This window comes from Pseudomonas sp. FFPRI_1, from assembly GCF_055384485.1.
In genome coordinates, this window is sequence record NZ_AP029168.1 from 2,280,822 (window position 1) to 2,294,464 (window position 13,643).

Here is a 13,643-nt window from a genome sequence, read left to right on the forward strand (position 1 = left end):
CGGGAGTATATAGCTCCTGCGCCCGGTTTCATAATCGACCTGCCGCGAGGGAGCCCGCCTAGCGGGTCTTGCCCTCACTCAGGGTCAGTTGCTCTTTGGCGAAATCATCGACATCGATGACCTTGCGCCGCGCCGCTTCGGCCTCGTGCAGGCTCTGGGCCTCGGCGGCCTGCAGCACCCCGGCCTCCAGCGCCGCGTCGATGGCTGATTGGCCGGCAGCCGGTTTCACCTGGCCGCTTTTCAGCGCTTCGTGGAGCTTCTTCTGCAACGGATGCACGGCGCTCAGCAGGTCGCTGGCGTGCTGCAGGGCGCCCACTGGGTCGTCCTTGGATTGCGGGCGGTAGCAACCGGCAAGCACCGCTTCCAGGGCCGGATCACCCTGGGCACGGCCGATGATGGCTGCCACCTCGGCGTCCAGCTGGTCTGATGGCCCGGTGTGGCGACGGCCGAAGGGGAACACCAGCACCCGTAGCAGGCAACCGAACACGCGGTTGGGGAAGTTGCTGAGCAGCTCGTCCAGAGCCCGTTCGGAATGCCCGAGGCTTTCCTCCATGGCCCAGGCCAGCAGGGGGCGCAGGTATTCCGGGGAGTCCAGGTCGTGGTAGCGCTTGAGCGCCGCCGAGGCCAGGTACAGGTGGCTGAGCACATCCCCCAGGCGGGCGGAAAGGCGTTCGCGGCGTTTCAGTTCGCCCCCCAGGAGCATCATCGAGAAGTCCGCCAGCAGGGCGAAGGCCGCGGCCTGACGGTTCAGCGCACGGAAATAGCCTTGGCTGAGCTTGTCCCCCGGGGTGGACTCGAAGTGGCCGAAGCCCAGGTTCAGCACCAGGGTGCTGGCGGCATTGCTCACGGCAAAGCCGATGTGCTTGAGCAGCAGGGCGTCGAACTCCTTCAGCGCCTGGTCATGGTCTTCGCGGCCAGCCAGGGCCATTTCCTTGAGCACGAACGGATGGCAGCGGATTGCCCCCTGGCCGAAGATCATCAGGTTGCGCGAGAGGATGTTGGCGCCCTCCACGGTGATGAAGATCGGCGCTCCCTGCCAGCTGCGGCCCAGGTAGTTGTTGGGGCCCATGATGATGCCCTTGCCGCCGTGCACGTCCATGGCGTGGCTGATGCACTCGCGGCCGCGCTCGGTGAGGTGGTACTTGAGGATCGCCGAGAGCACCGAGGGTTTCTCTCCCAGGTCCACGGCGTTGGCGGTGAGCATGCGTGCGCTGTCCATCAACCAGGCGTTGCCACCGAGGCGGGCCAGGGCTTCCTGGATGCCCTCGAAGGCGGCCAGGGGCACGTTGAACTGCTCCCGCACCTGGGCGTACTGGCCGGTCACCAGGCTGGTGAATTTGGCGGCGCCGGTGCCGACTGCGGGCAAGGAGATCGAACGCCCCACCGACAGGCAGTTCATCAGCATCATCCAACCCTTGCCGAGCATTTCCTGGCCACCGATGAGGAAGTCCAGGGGGATGAACACGTCCTTGCCGGAGTTCGGGCCGTTCATGAAGGCCGCGCCCAGGGGCAGGTGGCGACGTCCGATCTCGACCCCGGGGGTGTCGGTAGGGATCAGCGCCAGGCTGATGCCCAGGTCTTCCTCGTCGCCCAGCAGGTGGTCCGGGTCATGGGCCTTGAAGGCCAGGCCCAGCAGGGTGGCCACCGGGCCCAGGGTGATGTAGCGCTTCTCCCAATTCAGGCGCAGGCCGAGGGTTTCTTCACCCTGCCATTGGCCTTTGCAGATGATCCCGGTGTCGGGCATGGCCCCGGCATCGGAGCCCGCCAGCGGGCCGGTGAGGGCGAAGCAGGGGATGTCGTCGCCACGAGCCAGACGCGGTAGGTAGTGGTTGCGCTGCTCGTCGGTGCCGTAGTGCAGCAGCAGTTCGGCCGGGCCCAGGGAGTTGGGCACCATCACGGTGGACGCCAGGTCGCCGCTGCGGGTGGCCAGTTTCATCGCCACCTGGGAGTGGGCGTAGGCCGAGAAACCCTTGCCGCCGTACTCCTTGGGAATGATCAGGGCAAAGAAGCCGTGCTCCTTGATGTGGGCCCAGGCTTCGGCCGGCAGGTCCATGTGCTGGCCGATCTGCCAGTCGCTGACCATGGCGCACAGCTCTTCGGTGGGGCCATCGATGAAGGCCTGCTCCTCATCGGTCAGCTGGGCCTTGGGGTAGGCCAGCAGGGTGTTCCAGTCCGGGCGGCCGCTGAACAGCTCGCCATCCCACCAGACGGTGCCGGCGTCGATGGCATCGCGTTCGGTTTGCGACATCGGCGGCAGGACTTTCTGGAACCAGTTGAACAACGGTGCACTGAAGTATTTGCGTCGCAGGTCAGGCAGCAGCAAGGGCGCGGCGACTGCGGCCAGCAGCACCCAGAAAACCAGCAGCAACCAGCCGGGAGCATGGCTGAAGGCGCCCATGGCCAAGAGGTAGACGGCGACCACGCCGAGGGCGGGCAGGGGGGCGGTACGGCGGTGGGCCAGGTAGGCCACTGCGAGCACCAGAACCAGTATCCACAACAACAGCATATTCAATCCTCCGTGAAACCAGGGGTGAAATCACCCTCAGAGCGTAGTCGGCCTTCGACGGCGCGGGTGAGCAGGGCAGTGCGGGTGCAGCGCGAGTTTGTGTCTTGCGGGCCGGGCCCGGTTGATCGTGGGGGCCATGATCTTTGGCCGATACGTCGTTATCACTGGGGTGCACGCCTCGATAGACTCAGGCCTCCTCTCGGAGGTCATGTCCATGCACGAGTACCTGCGTCCCAGCCGCTTCATCGATAGTGACCACCCGGCGGTGGTGGAGTTCGCCGAAACTCATCGCGGTGCCAGCCGCGATCCTCGACAGCAAGCCGTCAGCCTCTATTACGCGGTGCGCGAGGCGGTGCGCTACAACTTCTACAGCTTCAGCCGTGATCCCCAGACCTTGTGTGGCAGCCATGCCCTGGCCGCCGGCGAGAGCTATTGCGTGCCCAAGGCCACCTTGCTCGCCGGCTGCGCCCGGCATTGCGGGATACCGGCGCGCATCGGCCTGGCCGATGTGCGCAATCACCTGTCCACCCCCAAGCTGCTGGAGTTGCTGCGCAGCGATGTGTTCGCCATGCACGGTTACACCGAGTTCTATCTGCAGGGGCGTTGGGTCAAGGCCACGCCGGCGTTCAACCGGCAATTGTGTGAAATGTTCGACGTCGCGCCCCTGGATTTCGACGGCCTGGAGGACAGCGTTTTCCAGCCGTTCAATCGCCAGGGCGAGCAATCGATGGAGTACCTGATGGACCACGGGCAATTTGCCGACGTGCCGCAGGCGCTGTTTTTCGGCCACCTGGAAAAATGCTACCCGCACCTGTTCGACCCGCAGCAGCCGCAAATGCTCGGAGACATGCGCGACGATTTGAGCCGCGGCTGATCAGGCGTAGACTGCCCCGGCATTCATTACTGAGGGATGGTCATGCTGAAGATCTGGGGTCGCAAGAACTCGTCGAATGTCAGGAAGGCACTCTGGTGCGCCCAGGAACTGGGGCTCGCCTATGAGTCCCTGGACGCCGGCGGGGCCTTTGGTGTGGTGGACACCCCGGCGTACCGGGCGCTAAACCCCAATGGCCGCATACCACTGATTGAAGACGGCGACTTCGTGCTCTGGGAATCCAATACCATCGTGCGTTACCTGGCTGCGCGCTACGCTGCCGATAGCCACTGGTACCCGGCCGACGTGCAGGTTCGGGCCAGTGCCGAGAAGTGGATGGACTGGACCACCTCGACCTTTGCAGAACCCTTCCGGCACCTGTTCTGGGGGGTGTTGCGCACCCCGGCCGAGCAGCAGGACTGGGCGCAGATCAACGCCGCCAAGGCCACCTGTGCCGAGTTGCTGGCCCGGGTCGACCAGGCTCTGGGCGAACAGCCTTACCTGTCCGGGGAGGAAATCGGTATTGGCGATATTCCCCTCGGCAGTTTCATCTACGCTTGGTTCGAGATGCCCATCGAGCGTCCTGCGATGCCCCATCTGCAAGCCTGGTATGAGCGCTTGAAGCAGCGCCCGGCCTATCGCCAGGCGGTGATGACCGCGTTGACTTAATATCCACTATCAATAGGCATGACTGTACTTGCGCAGCGCCGGCACGCAACATGGCGTGCGTCCGGCGTCGTTGCAATCGCTCCGGGCCGCCCTTACTTATAAAACTCCCCCTTCTTGGTGCATGAATCCGATATGAGTTCCGCTCTGTCCATCCGGCAGCTAACCAAAACCTACGGCAACGGTTTCCAGGCCCTGAGTGGTATCGATCTGGACGTCGCCGAAGGTGACTTTTTTGCCCTGCTTGGCCCTAACGGGGCCGGTAAATCCACCACCATTGGCATCCTCTCGACCCTGGTCAACAAGACCAGCGGCACCGTGAATGTCTTCGGCAATGACCTGGATCGTCAGCCGGCGGCGCTCAAGCGCTGCATCGGCGTGGTGCCGCAGGAGTTCAACTTCAACCAGTTCGAGAAGACCTTCGACATCGTCGTGACCCAGGCCGGCTACTACGGCATTCCGGCGAAGATCGCCAAGGAACGGGCCGAGATGTACCTGACCCAGCTGGGGCTGTGGGACAAGCGCGATGAGCCTTCGCGTTCCCTGTCCGGGGGCATGAAGCGTCGCCTGATGATTGCCCGCGCGCTGGTTCACCAGCCGCGCCTGCTGATTCTCGACGAGCCCACTGCCGGGGTCGACATCGAGCTGCGCCGTTCGATGTGGAGCTTCCTCACCGAGCTCAACCAGAAAGGCATCACCATCATCCTCACCACCCACTACCTGGAAGAGGCTGAACAGCTGTGCCGCAACATCGGCATCATCGATCACGGCACTATTGTCGAGAACACCAGCATGCGCCAACTGCTCGGCCAGCTGCATGTGGAGACCTTTCTCCTCGACCTGAAGAATGACATGAGCGTGGCGCCGCAACTGGTGGGCTACCCGGCCCGGCTGGTAGACAGCCACACCCTGGAGGTGCAGGTGGACAAGGCCGTGGGGATCACCGCGCTGTTCGCCCAGTTGGCCCTGCAGAACATCGAAGTCCTGAGCCTGCGCAACAAAACCAATCGACTTGAGGAGCTGTTCGTGTCCCTGGTGGAGAAAAATCTGTCGAAGGTGGCGGTATGAGTTCGGAGTTGAAACCCAACCTGGTGGCGCTCAACACCATTGTCTATCGCGAGGTCCGGCGCTTCACCCGGATCTGGCCGCAGACCCTGCTGCCACCGGCCATCACCATGGTCCTGTACTTCGTCATCTTCGGTAACCTGATTGGTCGGCAGATCGGCGACATGGGTGGCTTCACCTATATGGAGTACATCGTGCCGGGGCTGATCATGATGTCGGTGATCACCAACTCCTACGGCAACGTGGTGTCGAGCTTCTTCGGCAGCAAGTTCCAGCGCTCCATCGAGGAGTTGATGGTGTCGCCGGTATCGCCCCACACCATTCTCATCGGCTACACCCTGGGCGGGGTCCTGCGGGGCCTGATGGTGGGCATCATCGTGACCCTGCTGTCGCTGTTCTTCACCAAGCTGCAGGTGCATCACCTGGGCGTCACCGTGCTGGTGGTGGTGCTGACGGCGACGATCTTCTCGTTGCTGGGCTTCATCAACGCAGTGTTTGCGCGCAACTTCGACGATATCTCGATCATCCCGACCTTCGTGCTGACGCCCCTGACCTACCTGGGTGGGGTGTTCTACTCGATCAACCTGCTGCCGCCGTTCTGGCAGACGGTGTCTTTGGCCAACCCGGTGCTGCACATGGTCAATGCCTTCCGTTTCGGCATTCTCGGGGTCTCGGATATCAAGATCAGCGTGGCCATCACCTTCATGCTGGTGGCGACCGTGGTGCTGTATTTCGGTTGCGCACGGCTGCTGGTCAGTGGGCGCGGCATGCGTCAGTGAAGGGTTTTAGCGCGTAATGGCAACGGCCTCCCTCGGGAGGCCGTTGTCGTTTCTACCGGCGCTGTTGCTTGCGGCGACGCCACTGGCGACCGACCCACCAGCGCCAGTAGAGCATGGTCAGGCAGTAGGCCGTGGCGCCCAGTACCAGGCCGGCGACCACCGAGCCGAGGAGGAAGGGTTGCCACAAGGTGGACAACTGGCTGCTGATCCACTCCCAGGTGAGTTCGTCCGGCAGGCTGCGGGCTGGCACGTTCATCAGCCAGGCGCCCAATTGGTAGGTGCAGAAGAACACGGGCGGCATGGTGATGGGATTGGTCAGCCAGACCAGGCTGACGCTGATGGGCATGTTGCCCCGCAGCCAGATGGCCAGTACGGCGGCTAGCAGCATTTGCATCGGAATGGGGATAAAGGCGGCGAACAGGCCGACGGCCATGGCCCGCGCCACCGAGTGCCGATTGAGGTGCCAGAGGTTGGCGTCATGCAACAGGGTACCGAGAAAGCGTAAGGACTTGTGTTCCCGGATGCTGGTCGGATCTGGCATGTAACGTTTGAATAAGTGCCGGGGCATAAGGCATCTCGGTCTGATCAGGCGACGATTATGAACGGATTCTAGCCAGCGCAAATTCAGACATTGTGACAAATGATAAAGCCGCGCCCGCCATCCTCGGCTAAGCCAAGAGTAGGGACTGCCAAGGATGGGCTGGCTGATGCGAACAGGGATGCTGGGATTGGCCGCGGGCCTGCTGGCACTGGGTTTTCTGCCGGTGCTGCCGCCTGGCTGGTGGTTGCTGCCGATGGCGATGCTGGCACTGATGCTGCTGCCGTTTCGTACACATCCGGTGGCATTTTTTCTCTTCGGTTTCACATGGGCCTGTGCCTCCGGGCAGTGGGCGCTGGAGGATCGACTGCCGCCGCGCCTGGATGGGCAGACGCGTTGGGTGGAAGGGCGGATCAGTGGCTTGCCCGAGCCGGGGGAGGGTGTGGTGCGTTTCCAGTTGCACGATGCCCAGGCCCGGCGCGAGGGGCTGCCCCGGCGGATTCGCCTGGCCTGGCACGGCGGCCCGCCGGTGCGCAGTGGCGAGCGCTGGCGGCTGGCAGTCAAGCTGCGACGCCCGGCGGGGCTGCTGAATGTCCATGGCTTCGACCGCGAAGCCTGGTTGCTGGCCCGGCGCATCGGGGCTACCGGTACGGTCAAGGCGGGGCACTTACTGGCGCCGGCCCGCCAGGCTTGGCGTGACGGGGTGCGCCAGCGCCTGCTGGGGGTTGAGGCTCATGGCCGCGCCGGTGGCCTGGCGGCGTTGGTGATGGGCGATGGCTCAGGGCTGACGCGGGAGGACTGGCAGTTGTTGCAGGACACCGGCACCGTCCACCTGATGGTGATTTCCGGGCAGCACATCAGCCTGCTGGCCGGGCTGATTTACCTGGCGGTGGCCGCGCTCGCACGCTATGGCTGCTGGCCCGAGCGTTGGCCGTGGCTACCCTGGGCCTGCGCCCTGGCCTTCGGCGGGGCACTGGGCTATGGCCTGCTGGCCGGGTTCGATGTGCCGGTGCAGCGTGCCTGCGTCATGGTGGCCCTGGTATTGCTCTGGCGTTTGCGCTTTCGGCACCTGGGGGCCTGGTGGCCGCTGTTGCTGGCACTGAATGCGGTGTTGCTGCTTGAGCCCCTGGCCAGCCTGCAACCCGGGTTCTGGCTGTCGTTCGCGGCGGTGGCGATCCTGATCTTCACGTTTTCCGGCCGTCTGGGTACCTGGCGCTGGTGGCAGGGTTGGACCCGGGCCCAGTGGCTGATCGGTCTTGGTCTGGTACCGCCGATGCTGGCCCTGGGGCTGCCCATCAGCCTCAGTGGCCCCCTGGCCAATCTGTTGGCGGTCCCCTGGATCAGCTTGCTGGTGCTGCCGCCGGCCTTGCTCGGCAGCCTGTTGCTGCCAGTGCCTCATGTGGGCGAGGGGTTGCTGTGGCTGGCGGGCGGGCTGCTGGATGGGCTGTTTCGCCTGCTTGGGCTGATCGCCGGGTTATGGCCGGCCTGGGTGGCGCCGGTGATTCCGCTCTGGGCGTGGTTCCTCAGCACCCTGGGGGCGCTGTTGTTGCTGTTGCCCAACGGGGTGCCGCTGCGAGTGCTGGGGTGGCCGCTGTTACTGCTGGCGGTCTGGCCACCCAAGGATCAGGTGCCCCATGCCGAGGTGGAGGTCTGGCAACTGGACGTGGGCCAGGGGTTGTCATTCATCCTGCGCACCCGTGATCACGCGATGCTGTATGACGCCGGTGCCCGAGTTGCCGATTTCGACCTGGGGGAGCGGGTGGTGCTGCCGACCCTGCACAAGCTCGGCATCAGGCGCCTGGACCTGATGCTGCTCAGCCATGCCGACAACGATCACGCCGGCGGTGCCCTGGCGGTCTGGCAGGGAATGCCGGTGGCCCTGGTGCGCAGTGGCGAACCCGAGGCGTTGCCCGCGGCCCTGCAATCCGCACCTTGCGAGTCCGGGTTGAGTTGGCAATGGAACGGCGTCAGCTTCACCCAGTGGCAATGGGCGGCGGCCCAGGACGGCAACCAGGCTTCCTGTGTGTTGCAGGTCGAGGCCGGTGGCGAGCGTCTGCTGCTCACCGGCGATATCGACGCCCATGCCGAGCGGGCTTTGCTCGACAGCCCGCTGGCGCTCCACACGCAGTGGCTGCAAGCGCCCCATCACGGCAGTCGCACCTCGTCGTCCATGGCCCTGTTGCAGCGGCTGGCCCCAACAGCGGTGCTGATTTCCCGAGGGCAGGGCAATACCTACGGTCATCCCCATCCGCTGGTGGTAGCACGTTACCAACGGTTGGGAGTGGCGATTTATGACAGTGCCGAGCAGGGCGCCTTGAAACTGCGGCTGGGTGCTTTCGAACCACCGCAAAGCCTGCGGGCGCAGCGGCGTTTCTGGCGCGAGTCGCCAGCAATGCGTTAAATAACCGTGAGTTATTAAAGCCTGGGAACATGCGACATCACGGTCTTCGGTGCGTCCAGCCCCTATGTTAGAGTGGCGCACTTTTTCGAGGGGACTGTCACTGTGTGGGAATTGGTCAAATCCGGCGGCTGGATGATGTTGCCGATCATTCTGAGTTCCATCGCGGCGGTGGGCATCATCGCCGAGCGTTTGTGGACCCTGCGGGCCAGTCGCGTCACCCCGCCCCATCTGCTGGGCCAGGTCTGGCGCTGGATCAAGGACAAGCAGCTGAACAAGGAAAAACTCAAGGAGCTGCGCGCCGATTCGCCCCTGGGCGAAATTCTCGCCGCGGGCCTGGCCAATTCCAAGCACGGCCGCGAGATCATGAAGGAATGCATCGAAGAGGCCGCGGCCCGGGTCATTCATGAGCTGGAACGCTATCTCAACGCCCTGGGCACCATCGCCGCGATGGCTCCGTTGCTGGGGCTTCTGGGGACGGTACTGGGCATGATCGATATCTTCAGTTCGTTCATGGGCTCGGGCATGACCACCAATGCCGCCGTGCTTGCCGGTGGCATCTCCAAGGCCCTGATCACCACGGCCGCGGGCCTGATGGTGGGGATCCCCTCGGTGTTCTTCCACCGTTTCCTGCAACGCCGGGTCGATGAGCTGGTGGTGGGCATGGAACAGGAGGCGATCAAGCTGGTGGAAGTGATCCAGGGCGACCGTGATGTCGACCTGGCCGAGGGCAAAGCGTGAAATTCCGTCGCAAGCCCCGGGAAACCGTGGACATCAATCTCGCGTCACTGATCGACGTGGTGTTCATCCTGCTGCTGTTTTTCGTCGTGACCACCACCTTCACCCGGGAAACCCAGCTGCGGGTCGATCTGCCGGAAGCCGTCAGCGGCTCGCCGGCCGAAGACCAGCAGGTCAAGCAGCTGGACGTTGCCATCAGCGCCGACGGGGTGTTTTCGGTGAACAACCAGGTGCTGCCCAAGAACGACCTGGCGACCCTGATCGACGCCTTGCAGAAGGAGTCCGGGGGAGATACCAACCTGCCGTTGTCCATCAGTGCCGACGGCAAGACCCAACACCAAGCGGTGATCACTGCCATGGATGCGGCCGGCAAGCTCGGCTTCAGCCACCTGCGCATGACCACCGTCGAGGCGGCGCCGGCACCCTGATGGCACTTTCCGATCGTCTGCTCGCCGCCTGGTACCACGGCCACCCCGCGCTGAAACTGCTGCAGCCCCTGGAGTGGTTGTACCGCCGGGTGGTGGTGGGCAAGCGCCAGCGTTTCCTGGCCGGCGAAGGCGGGATCTACCAGCCTCCGGTGCCCTTGATCGTGGTGGGCAACATTACGGTTGGCGGTACGGGCAAGACCCCATTGATCCTCTGGCTGGTGGAGCACTGCCAGCGCCTCGGCCTGCGGGTCGGTGTGGTCAGCCGTGGCTACGGCGCCAAGCCGCCGCAATTGCCCTGGCGGGTGGGGGCCGAGGATGGCGCCGAAATCGCCGGTGACGAGCCGCTGCTGATTGTCCAGCGCTGTGGCGTGCCGCTGATGATCGATCCGGATCGTAGCCGCGCGGTGCAAGCCTTGCTGGCCAGTGAAGCGCTGGACCTGATTCTCTCCGATGACGGCCTGCAGCATTACCGCCTGGCTCGTGACCTGGAACTGGTGCTGATCGACGCCGCCCGCGGCCTGGGCAATCGCCGCTGCCTGCCGGCCGGCCCCCTGCGCGAGCCGCTGGAGCGTCTGCAAAGTGTCGATGCACTGCTCTACAACGGCGCCGTGGAAGATCGCACCGATGGTTTCGCCTTTCACCTCAAGCCCTCGGCGCTGGTCAATCTGCAAAGCGGCGAGCGCCGGCCGGTGAACCATTTCGCTGCGGGCCAGGCAGTGCACGCAGTGGCCGGTATTGGCAACCCTCAGCGTTTCTTCAACACCCTTGAAACGCTACACTGGCGGCCTGTCCCCCATGCATTTGCCGATCACGCCCAGTACAGTGCGCAAGCCTTGGCCTTCACCCCGCCATTGCCGCTGGTCATGACCGAGAAGGACGCGGTCAAATGCCGCGCCTTCGCCGCGGCCGACTGGTGGTACCTGGCGGTCGATGCGGTGCCATCGCCGGCCTTCATCGCCTGGTTCGATACCCAGTTGATGCGCCTGCTGCCTGATCGTCTGTTGCCTTAATCGCTTTTATCCAGGGAATTCTCATGGACACCAAACTGCTCGACATCCTTGCTTGCCCGATCTGCAAAGGTCCTCTCAAACTCAGTGCCGACAAGACCGAACTGATCAGCAAGGGTGCAGGCCTGGCCTATCCGATTCGCGACGGCATCCCGGTGATGCTGGAGAGCGAGGCGCGCACTCTGACCAGCGAAGAGCGCCTGGATAAATGACCTGCGCCTTTACCGTTGTCATTCCCGCGCGCTTTGCCTCCACCCGCTTGCCGGGCAAGCCGCTGCAACTGATCGCCGGCAAGCCGATGATCCAGTGGGTCTGGGAGCAGGCCTGCAAGAGCAGCGCCGAGCGGGTGGTGGTGGCCACCGATGACCAGCGCATCGTCGACGCCTGCCAGGGCTTTGGCGCCGAAGCGCTGCTGACCCGGGAGGACCACAACTCCGGCACCGACCGGCTGGCGGAAGTGGCTGCCAAGCTGGGCCTGGCCGCGGACGCGATCGTGGTCAACGTGCAAGGCGACGAGCCGTTGATTCCGCCGTCGGTGATCGACCAGGTGGCGGCCAATCTGGCGGCCCATACCGAAGCGCGCATGGCCACCCTGGCCGAGCCGATCGAGGATGCACAGACCCTGTTCAATCCGAACGTGGTCAAGGTGGTCAGCGACCTCAACGGCCTGGCACTGACCTTCAGCCGTGCCACCTTGCCCTGGGCGCGGGATGCCTTCGCCAAGGACCGCGACCAGTTGCCGGCTGGCGTGCCTTATCGTCGGCACATCGGCATCTATGCCTATCGCGTCGGTTTCCTCCATGACTTTGTCAGCTGGGGGCCGTGCTGGCTGGAAAACACCGAATCCCTGGAGCAACTGCGTGCCCTGTGGCATGGCGTACGGATCCACGTTGCCGATGCTCTGGAAGCGCCGCCCACCGGCGTCGATACTGCCGAAGACCTCGAGCGCGTCCGGCGCCTGTTGGAGGCCTGATGCAGGTTCTGTTCGTTTGCCTGGGCAATATCTGCCGCTCGCCCACCGCCGAAGGCGTATTGCGCAGCAAGCTGCGTGAGGCCGGCCTGGACGACCAGGTGCAGGTCGCGTCCGCTGGCACCAGCGACTGGCACATCGGCAAGGCGCCGGACCAGCGCAGCCAGCGCGCAGCCTTGCAGCGAGGCTACGACCTCTCGGCACAACGGGCACAGCAGGTCGGCAGCGCTGATTTTGCGCAATATGACCTGATCTTCGCCATGGACCAGAGCAACCTGCGCAACCTCAAGGCCTTGCAACCGGCCCGGGGCAAGGCTGAGCTGGACCTGTTCCTGCGCCGCTATGAGTCGGTGCTGGATGAAGTGCCGGACCCGTATTACGACGGCGAACAGGGCTTCGAGCAGGTGCTGGATCTGATCGAGCAGGCGTGTGACCGGTTGGTGGTCGAATTGAAGGGGCGGTTATGACCCTGCACATTCAATCCCAGGTTTCCCTCAAGCCGTTCAACAGCTTTGGTGTCGAGGTCAAGGCGCAGCTGTTCGCCCAGGCCCATAGCGATGATGAGGTGCGTGAGGCGCTGGCCTATTGCGCCGACCGGCAATTACCGCTGCTGGTGATTGGCGGTGGCAGCAACCTGCTGTTGACGGCGGATATCCAGGCGCTGGTGTTGCGCATGGCCAGCCGTGGCATTCGTCTGCTCAGCGATGACGGGCAGCGCGTGGTGGTGGAAGCCGAGGCCGGGGAAACCTGGCACCCCTTTGTCCAGTGGACCCTGGAGCAGGGGCTGTCGGGCCTGGAAAACCTCAGCCTGATCCCCGGTACCGTCGGCGCCGCGCCGATGCAGAACATCGGTGCCTACGGGGTGGAGATCAAGGACGTGTTCGCCGGCCTGACCGCCCTGGACCGGCAGACCGGCGAGCTGCGGGATTTCGATCTGGCGCAGTGCCAGTTCGCCTACCGCGACAGCCTGTTCAAGCACCAGGCCGGTCGCTGGCTGATCCTGCGGGTGCGCTTTGCCCTGAATCGCGTCGATCACTTGCACCTTGAGTACGGTCCGGTGCGTCAGCGTCTGAGCGAGCAGGGCATCGAGCAGCCGACTGCCAGCGATGTCAGTCGGGCAATCTGCAGCATCCGCAGCGAAAAACTCCCGGATCCGGCAGAGCTCGGCAATGCCGGCAGCTTCTTCAAGAACCCGGTGGTGTCGGCGCTGCTCGCAGCGCAGATCAAGGCGTCGCACCCGGGGGTGGTGGGTTATCCCCTGGCGGACGGGCAAGTGAAGCTGGCCGCTGGCTGGCTGATCGAGCAGGCAGGCTGGAAGGGCTTTCGCGAGGCGGATGCCGGGGTCCATCGCCTGCAATCCCTGGTGCTGGTCAACTACGGTGCCGCCACCGGCTTGCAGTTGCTCGCCCTGGCTCAGCGGATCCAGCGCGATATCTTCGAGCGCTTCGGTGTCGAGCTGGAGATGGAGCCCAATCTCTACTGACCCTGGCCTGCCGTGGTCGCAATCATTAATGATGAAAAAAAGCCTTGCCCGGCTGACGTTCGGGCAAGGCTTTTTTGTTAATTACGGCTTAACTTAGCAAGCTAAGAATGCAAGCTTTGCTGTTTTAAAAGGCCCGGTGAAGCCCTGTCTTCATAAGAGAGCCCGATTAGCCTGAGCCGATCTGCGTGCACCGC

14 protein-coding genes are annotated in these 13,643 nt (G+C 64.1%); 12 read left to right on the forward strand and 2 right to left on the reverse strand.

The window, feature by feature from the left end; all coding sequences use genetic code 11:
* Window positions 1–58 precede the first annotated feature (58 nt).
* On the reverse strand, window positions 59–2,506 hold the full coding sequence (locus ACZ5BO_RS10365; protein WP_464699562.1) for an acyl-CoA dehydrogenase: 2,448 nt from the start codon (window positions 2,504–2,506) through the stop codon (window positions 59–61).
* Between the two features lie 214 nt (window positions 2,507–2,720).
* Here ACZ5BO_RS10365 and ACZ5BO_RS10370 point away from each other — a divergent pair, with 214 nt between their 5' ends.
* From ACZ5BO_RS10370 to ACZ5BO_RS10385, 4 genes are all read left to right on the forward strand, one after another.
* Window positions 2,721–3,380 carry a transglutaminase-like domain-containing protein gene (locus ACZ5BO_RS10370; protein WP_464699564.1) on the forward strand — a complete coding sequence of 220 codons (660 nt, stop codon included), beginning with the start codon at window positions 2,721–2,723 and terminating at the stop codon, window positions 3,378–3,380.
* A 42-nt stretch (window positions 3,381–3,422) separates the two neighbouring features.
* Complete coding sequence (locus ACZ5BO_RS10375; protein ID WP_464699566.1) at window positions 3,423–4,046, forward strand: glutathione S-transferase family protein; 624 nt, start codon at window positions 3,423–3,425, stop codon at window positions 4,044–4,046.
* A gap of 132 nt (window positions 4,047–4,178) precedes the next feature.
* Complete coding sequence (locus ACZ5BO_RS10380; RefSeq protein ID WP_025128680.1) at window positions 4,179–5,111, forward strand: ABC transporter ATP-binding protein; 933 nt, start codon at window positions 4,179–4,181, stop codon at window positions 5,109–5,111.
* Window positions 5,108–5,887 (forward strand): ABC transporter permease, encoded by a 780-nt coding sequence (locus ACZ5BO_RS10385; protein WP_025128681.1) that lies wholly within the window; start codon window positions 5,108–5,110, stop codon window positions 5,885–5,887. The genes ACZ5BO_RS10380 and ACZ5BO_RS10385 overlap by 4 nt, the downstream gene beginning before the upstream one ends.
* A gap of 52 nt (window positions 5,888–5,939) precedes the next feature.
* Here ACZ5BO_RS10385 and ACZ5BO_RS10390 read toward each other — a convergent pair whose 3' ends face one another.
* The gene (locus ACZ5BO_RS10390; RefSeq protein ID WP_025128682.1) at window positions 5,940–6,455 is read right to left on the reverse strand and encodes a DUF2062 domain-containing protein; all 516 of its coding nucleotides are present in this window, start codon (window positions 6,453–6,455) and stop codon (window positions 5,940–5,942) included.
* Window positions 6,456–6,594: 139 nt separating this feature from the next.
* Here ACZ5BO_RS10390 and ACZ5BO_RS10395 point away from each other — a divergent pair, with 139 nt between their 5' ends.
* The 8 genes from ACZ5BO_RS10395 to murB all read left to right on the forward strand — a co-directional run bounded on the left by ACZ5BO_RS10395 (window position 6,595) and on the right by murB (window position 13,449).
* A complete protein-coding gene (locus tag ACZ5BO_RS10395; protein ID WP_464699569.1) occupies window positions 6,595–8,826 on the forward strand; it encodes a DNA internalization-related competence protein ComEC/Rec2 in 2,232 nt (743 codons plus the stop codon).
* A 102-nt stretch (window positions 8,827–8,928) separates the two neighbouring features.
* A complete protein-coding gene (locus ACZ5BO_RS10400; RefSeq protein ID WP_025128684.1) occupies window positions 8,929–9,564 on the forward strand; it encodes a MotA/TolQ/ExbB proton channel family protein in 636 nt (211 codons plus the stop codon).
* Window positions 9,561–9,989: an ExbD/TolR family protein gene (locus ACZ5BO_RS10405; RefSeq protein ID WP_025128685.1), complete on the forward strand. Its 429-nt coding sequence runs from the start codon at window positions 9,561–9,563 to the stop codon at window positions 9,987–9,989. The genes ACZ5BO_RS10400 and ACZ5BO_RS10405 overlap by 4 nt, the downstream gene beginning before the upstream one ends.
* Window positions 9,989–10,999 (forward strand): tetraacyldisaccharide 4'-kinase, encoded by a 1,011-nt coding sequence (gene lpxK, locus ACZ5BO_RS10410; protein WP_464699572.1) that lies wholly within the window; start codon window positions 9,989–9,991, stop codon window positions 10,997–10,999. Before ACZ5BO_RS10405 ends, lpxK begins: the two co-directional genes overlap by 1 nt.
* Window positions 11,000–11,022: 23 nt before the next feature.
* Window positions 11,023–11,208, forward strand: coding sequence for a Trm112 family protein (locus tag ACZ5BO_RS10415; RefSeq protein WP_025128687.1), 186 nt, complete (start codon window positions 11,023–11,025; stop codon window positions 11,206–11,208).
* Window positions 11,205–11,969 carry a 3-deoxy-manno-octulosonate cytidylyltransferase gene (gene kdsB / locus ACZ5BO_RS10420; protein ID WP_025128688.1) on the forward strand — a complete coding sequence of 255 codons (765 nt, stop codon included), beginning with the start codon at window positions 11,205–11,207 and terminating at the stop codon, window positions 11,967–11,969. The genes ACZ5BO_RS10415 and kdsB overlap by 4 nt, the downstream gene beginning before the upstream one ends.
* Window positions 11,969–12,433: a low molecular weight protein-tyrosine-phosphatase gene (locus ACZ5BO_RS10425; protein WP_464699575.1), complete on the forward strand. Its 465-nt coding sequence runs from the start codon at window positions 11,969–11,971 to the stop codon at window positions 12,431–12,433. Before kdsB ends, ACZ5BO_RS10425 begins: the two co-directional genes overlap by 1 nt.
* Window positions 12,430–13,449: a UDP-N-acetylmuramate dehydrogenase gene (murB, locus tag ACZ5BO_RS10430; RefSeq protein WP_025128690.1), complete on the forward strand. Its 1,020-nt coding sequence runs from the start codon at window positions 12,430–12,432 to the stop codon at window positions 13,447–13,449. Before ACZ5BO_RS10425 ends, murB begins: the two co-directional genes overlap by 4 nt.
* The last annotated feature ends 194 nt before the right edge of the window (window positions 13,450–13,643 follow it).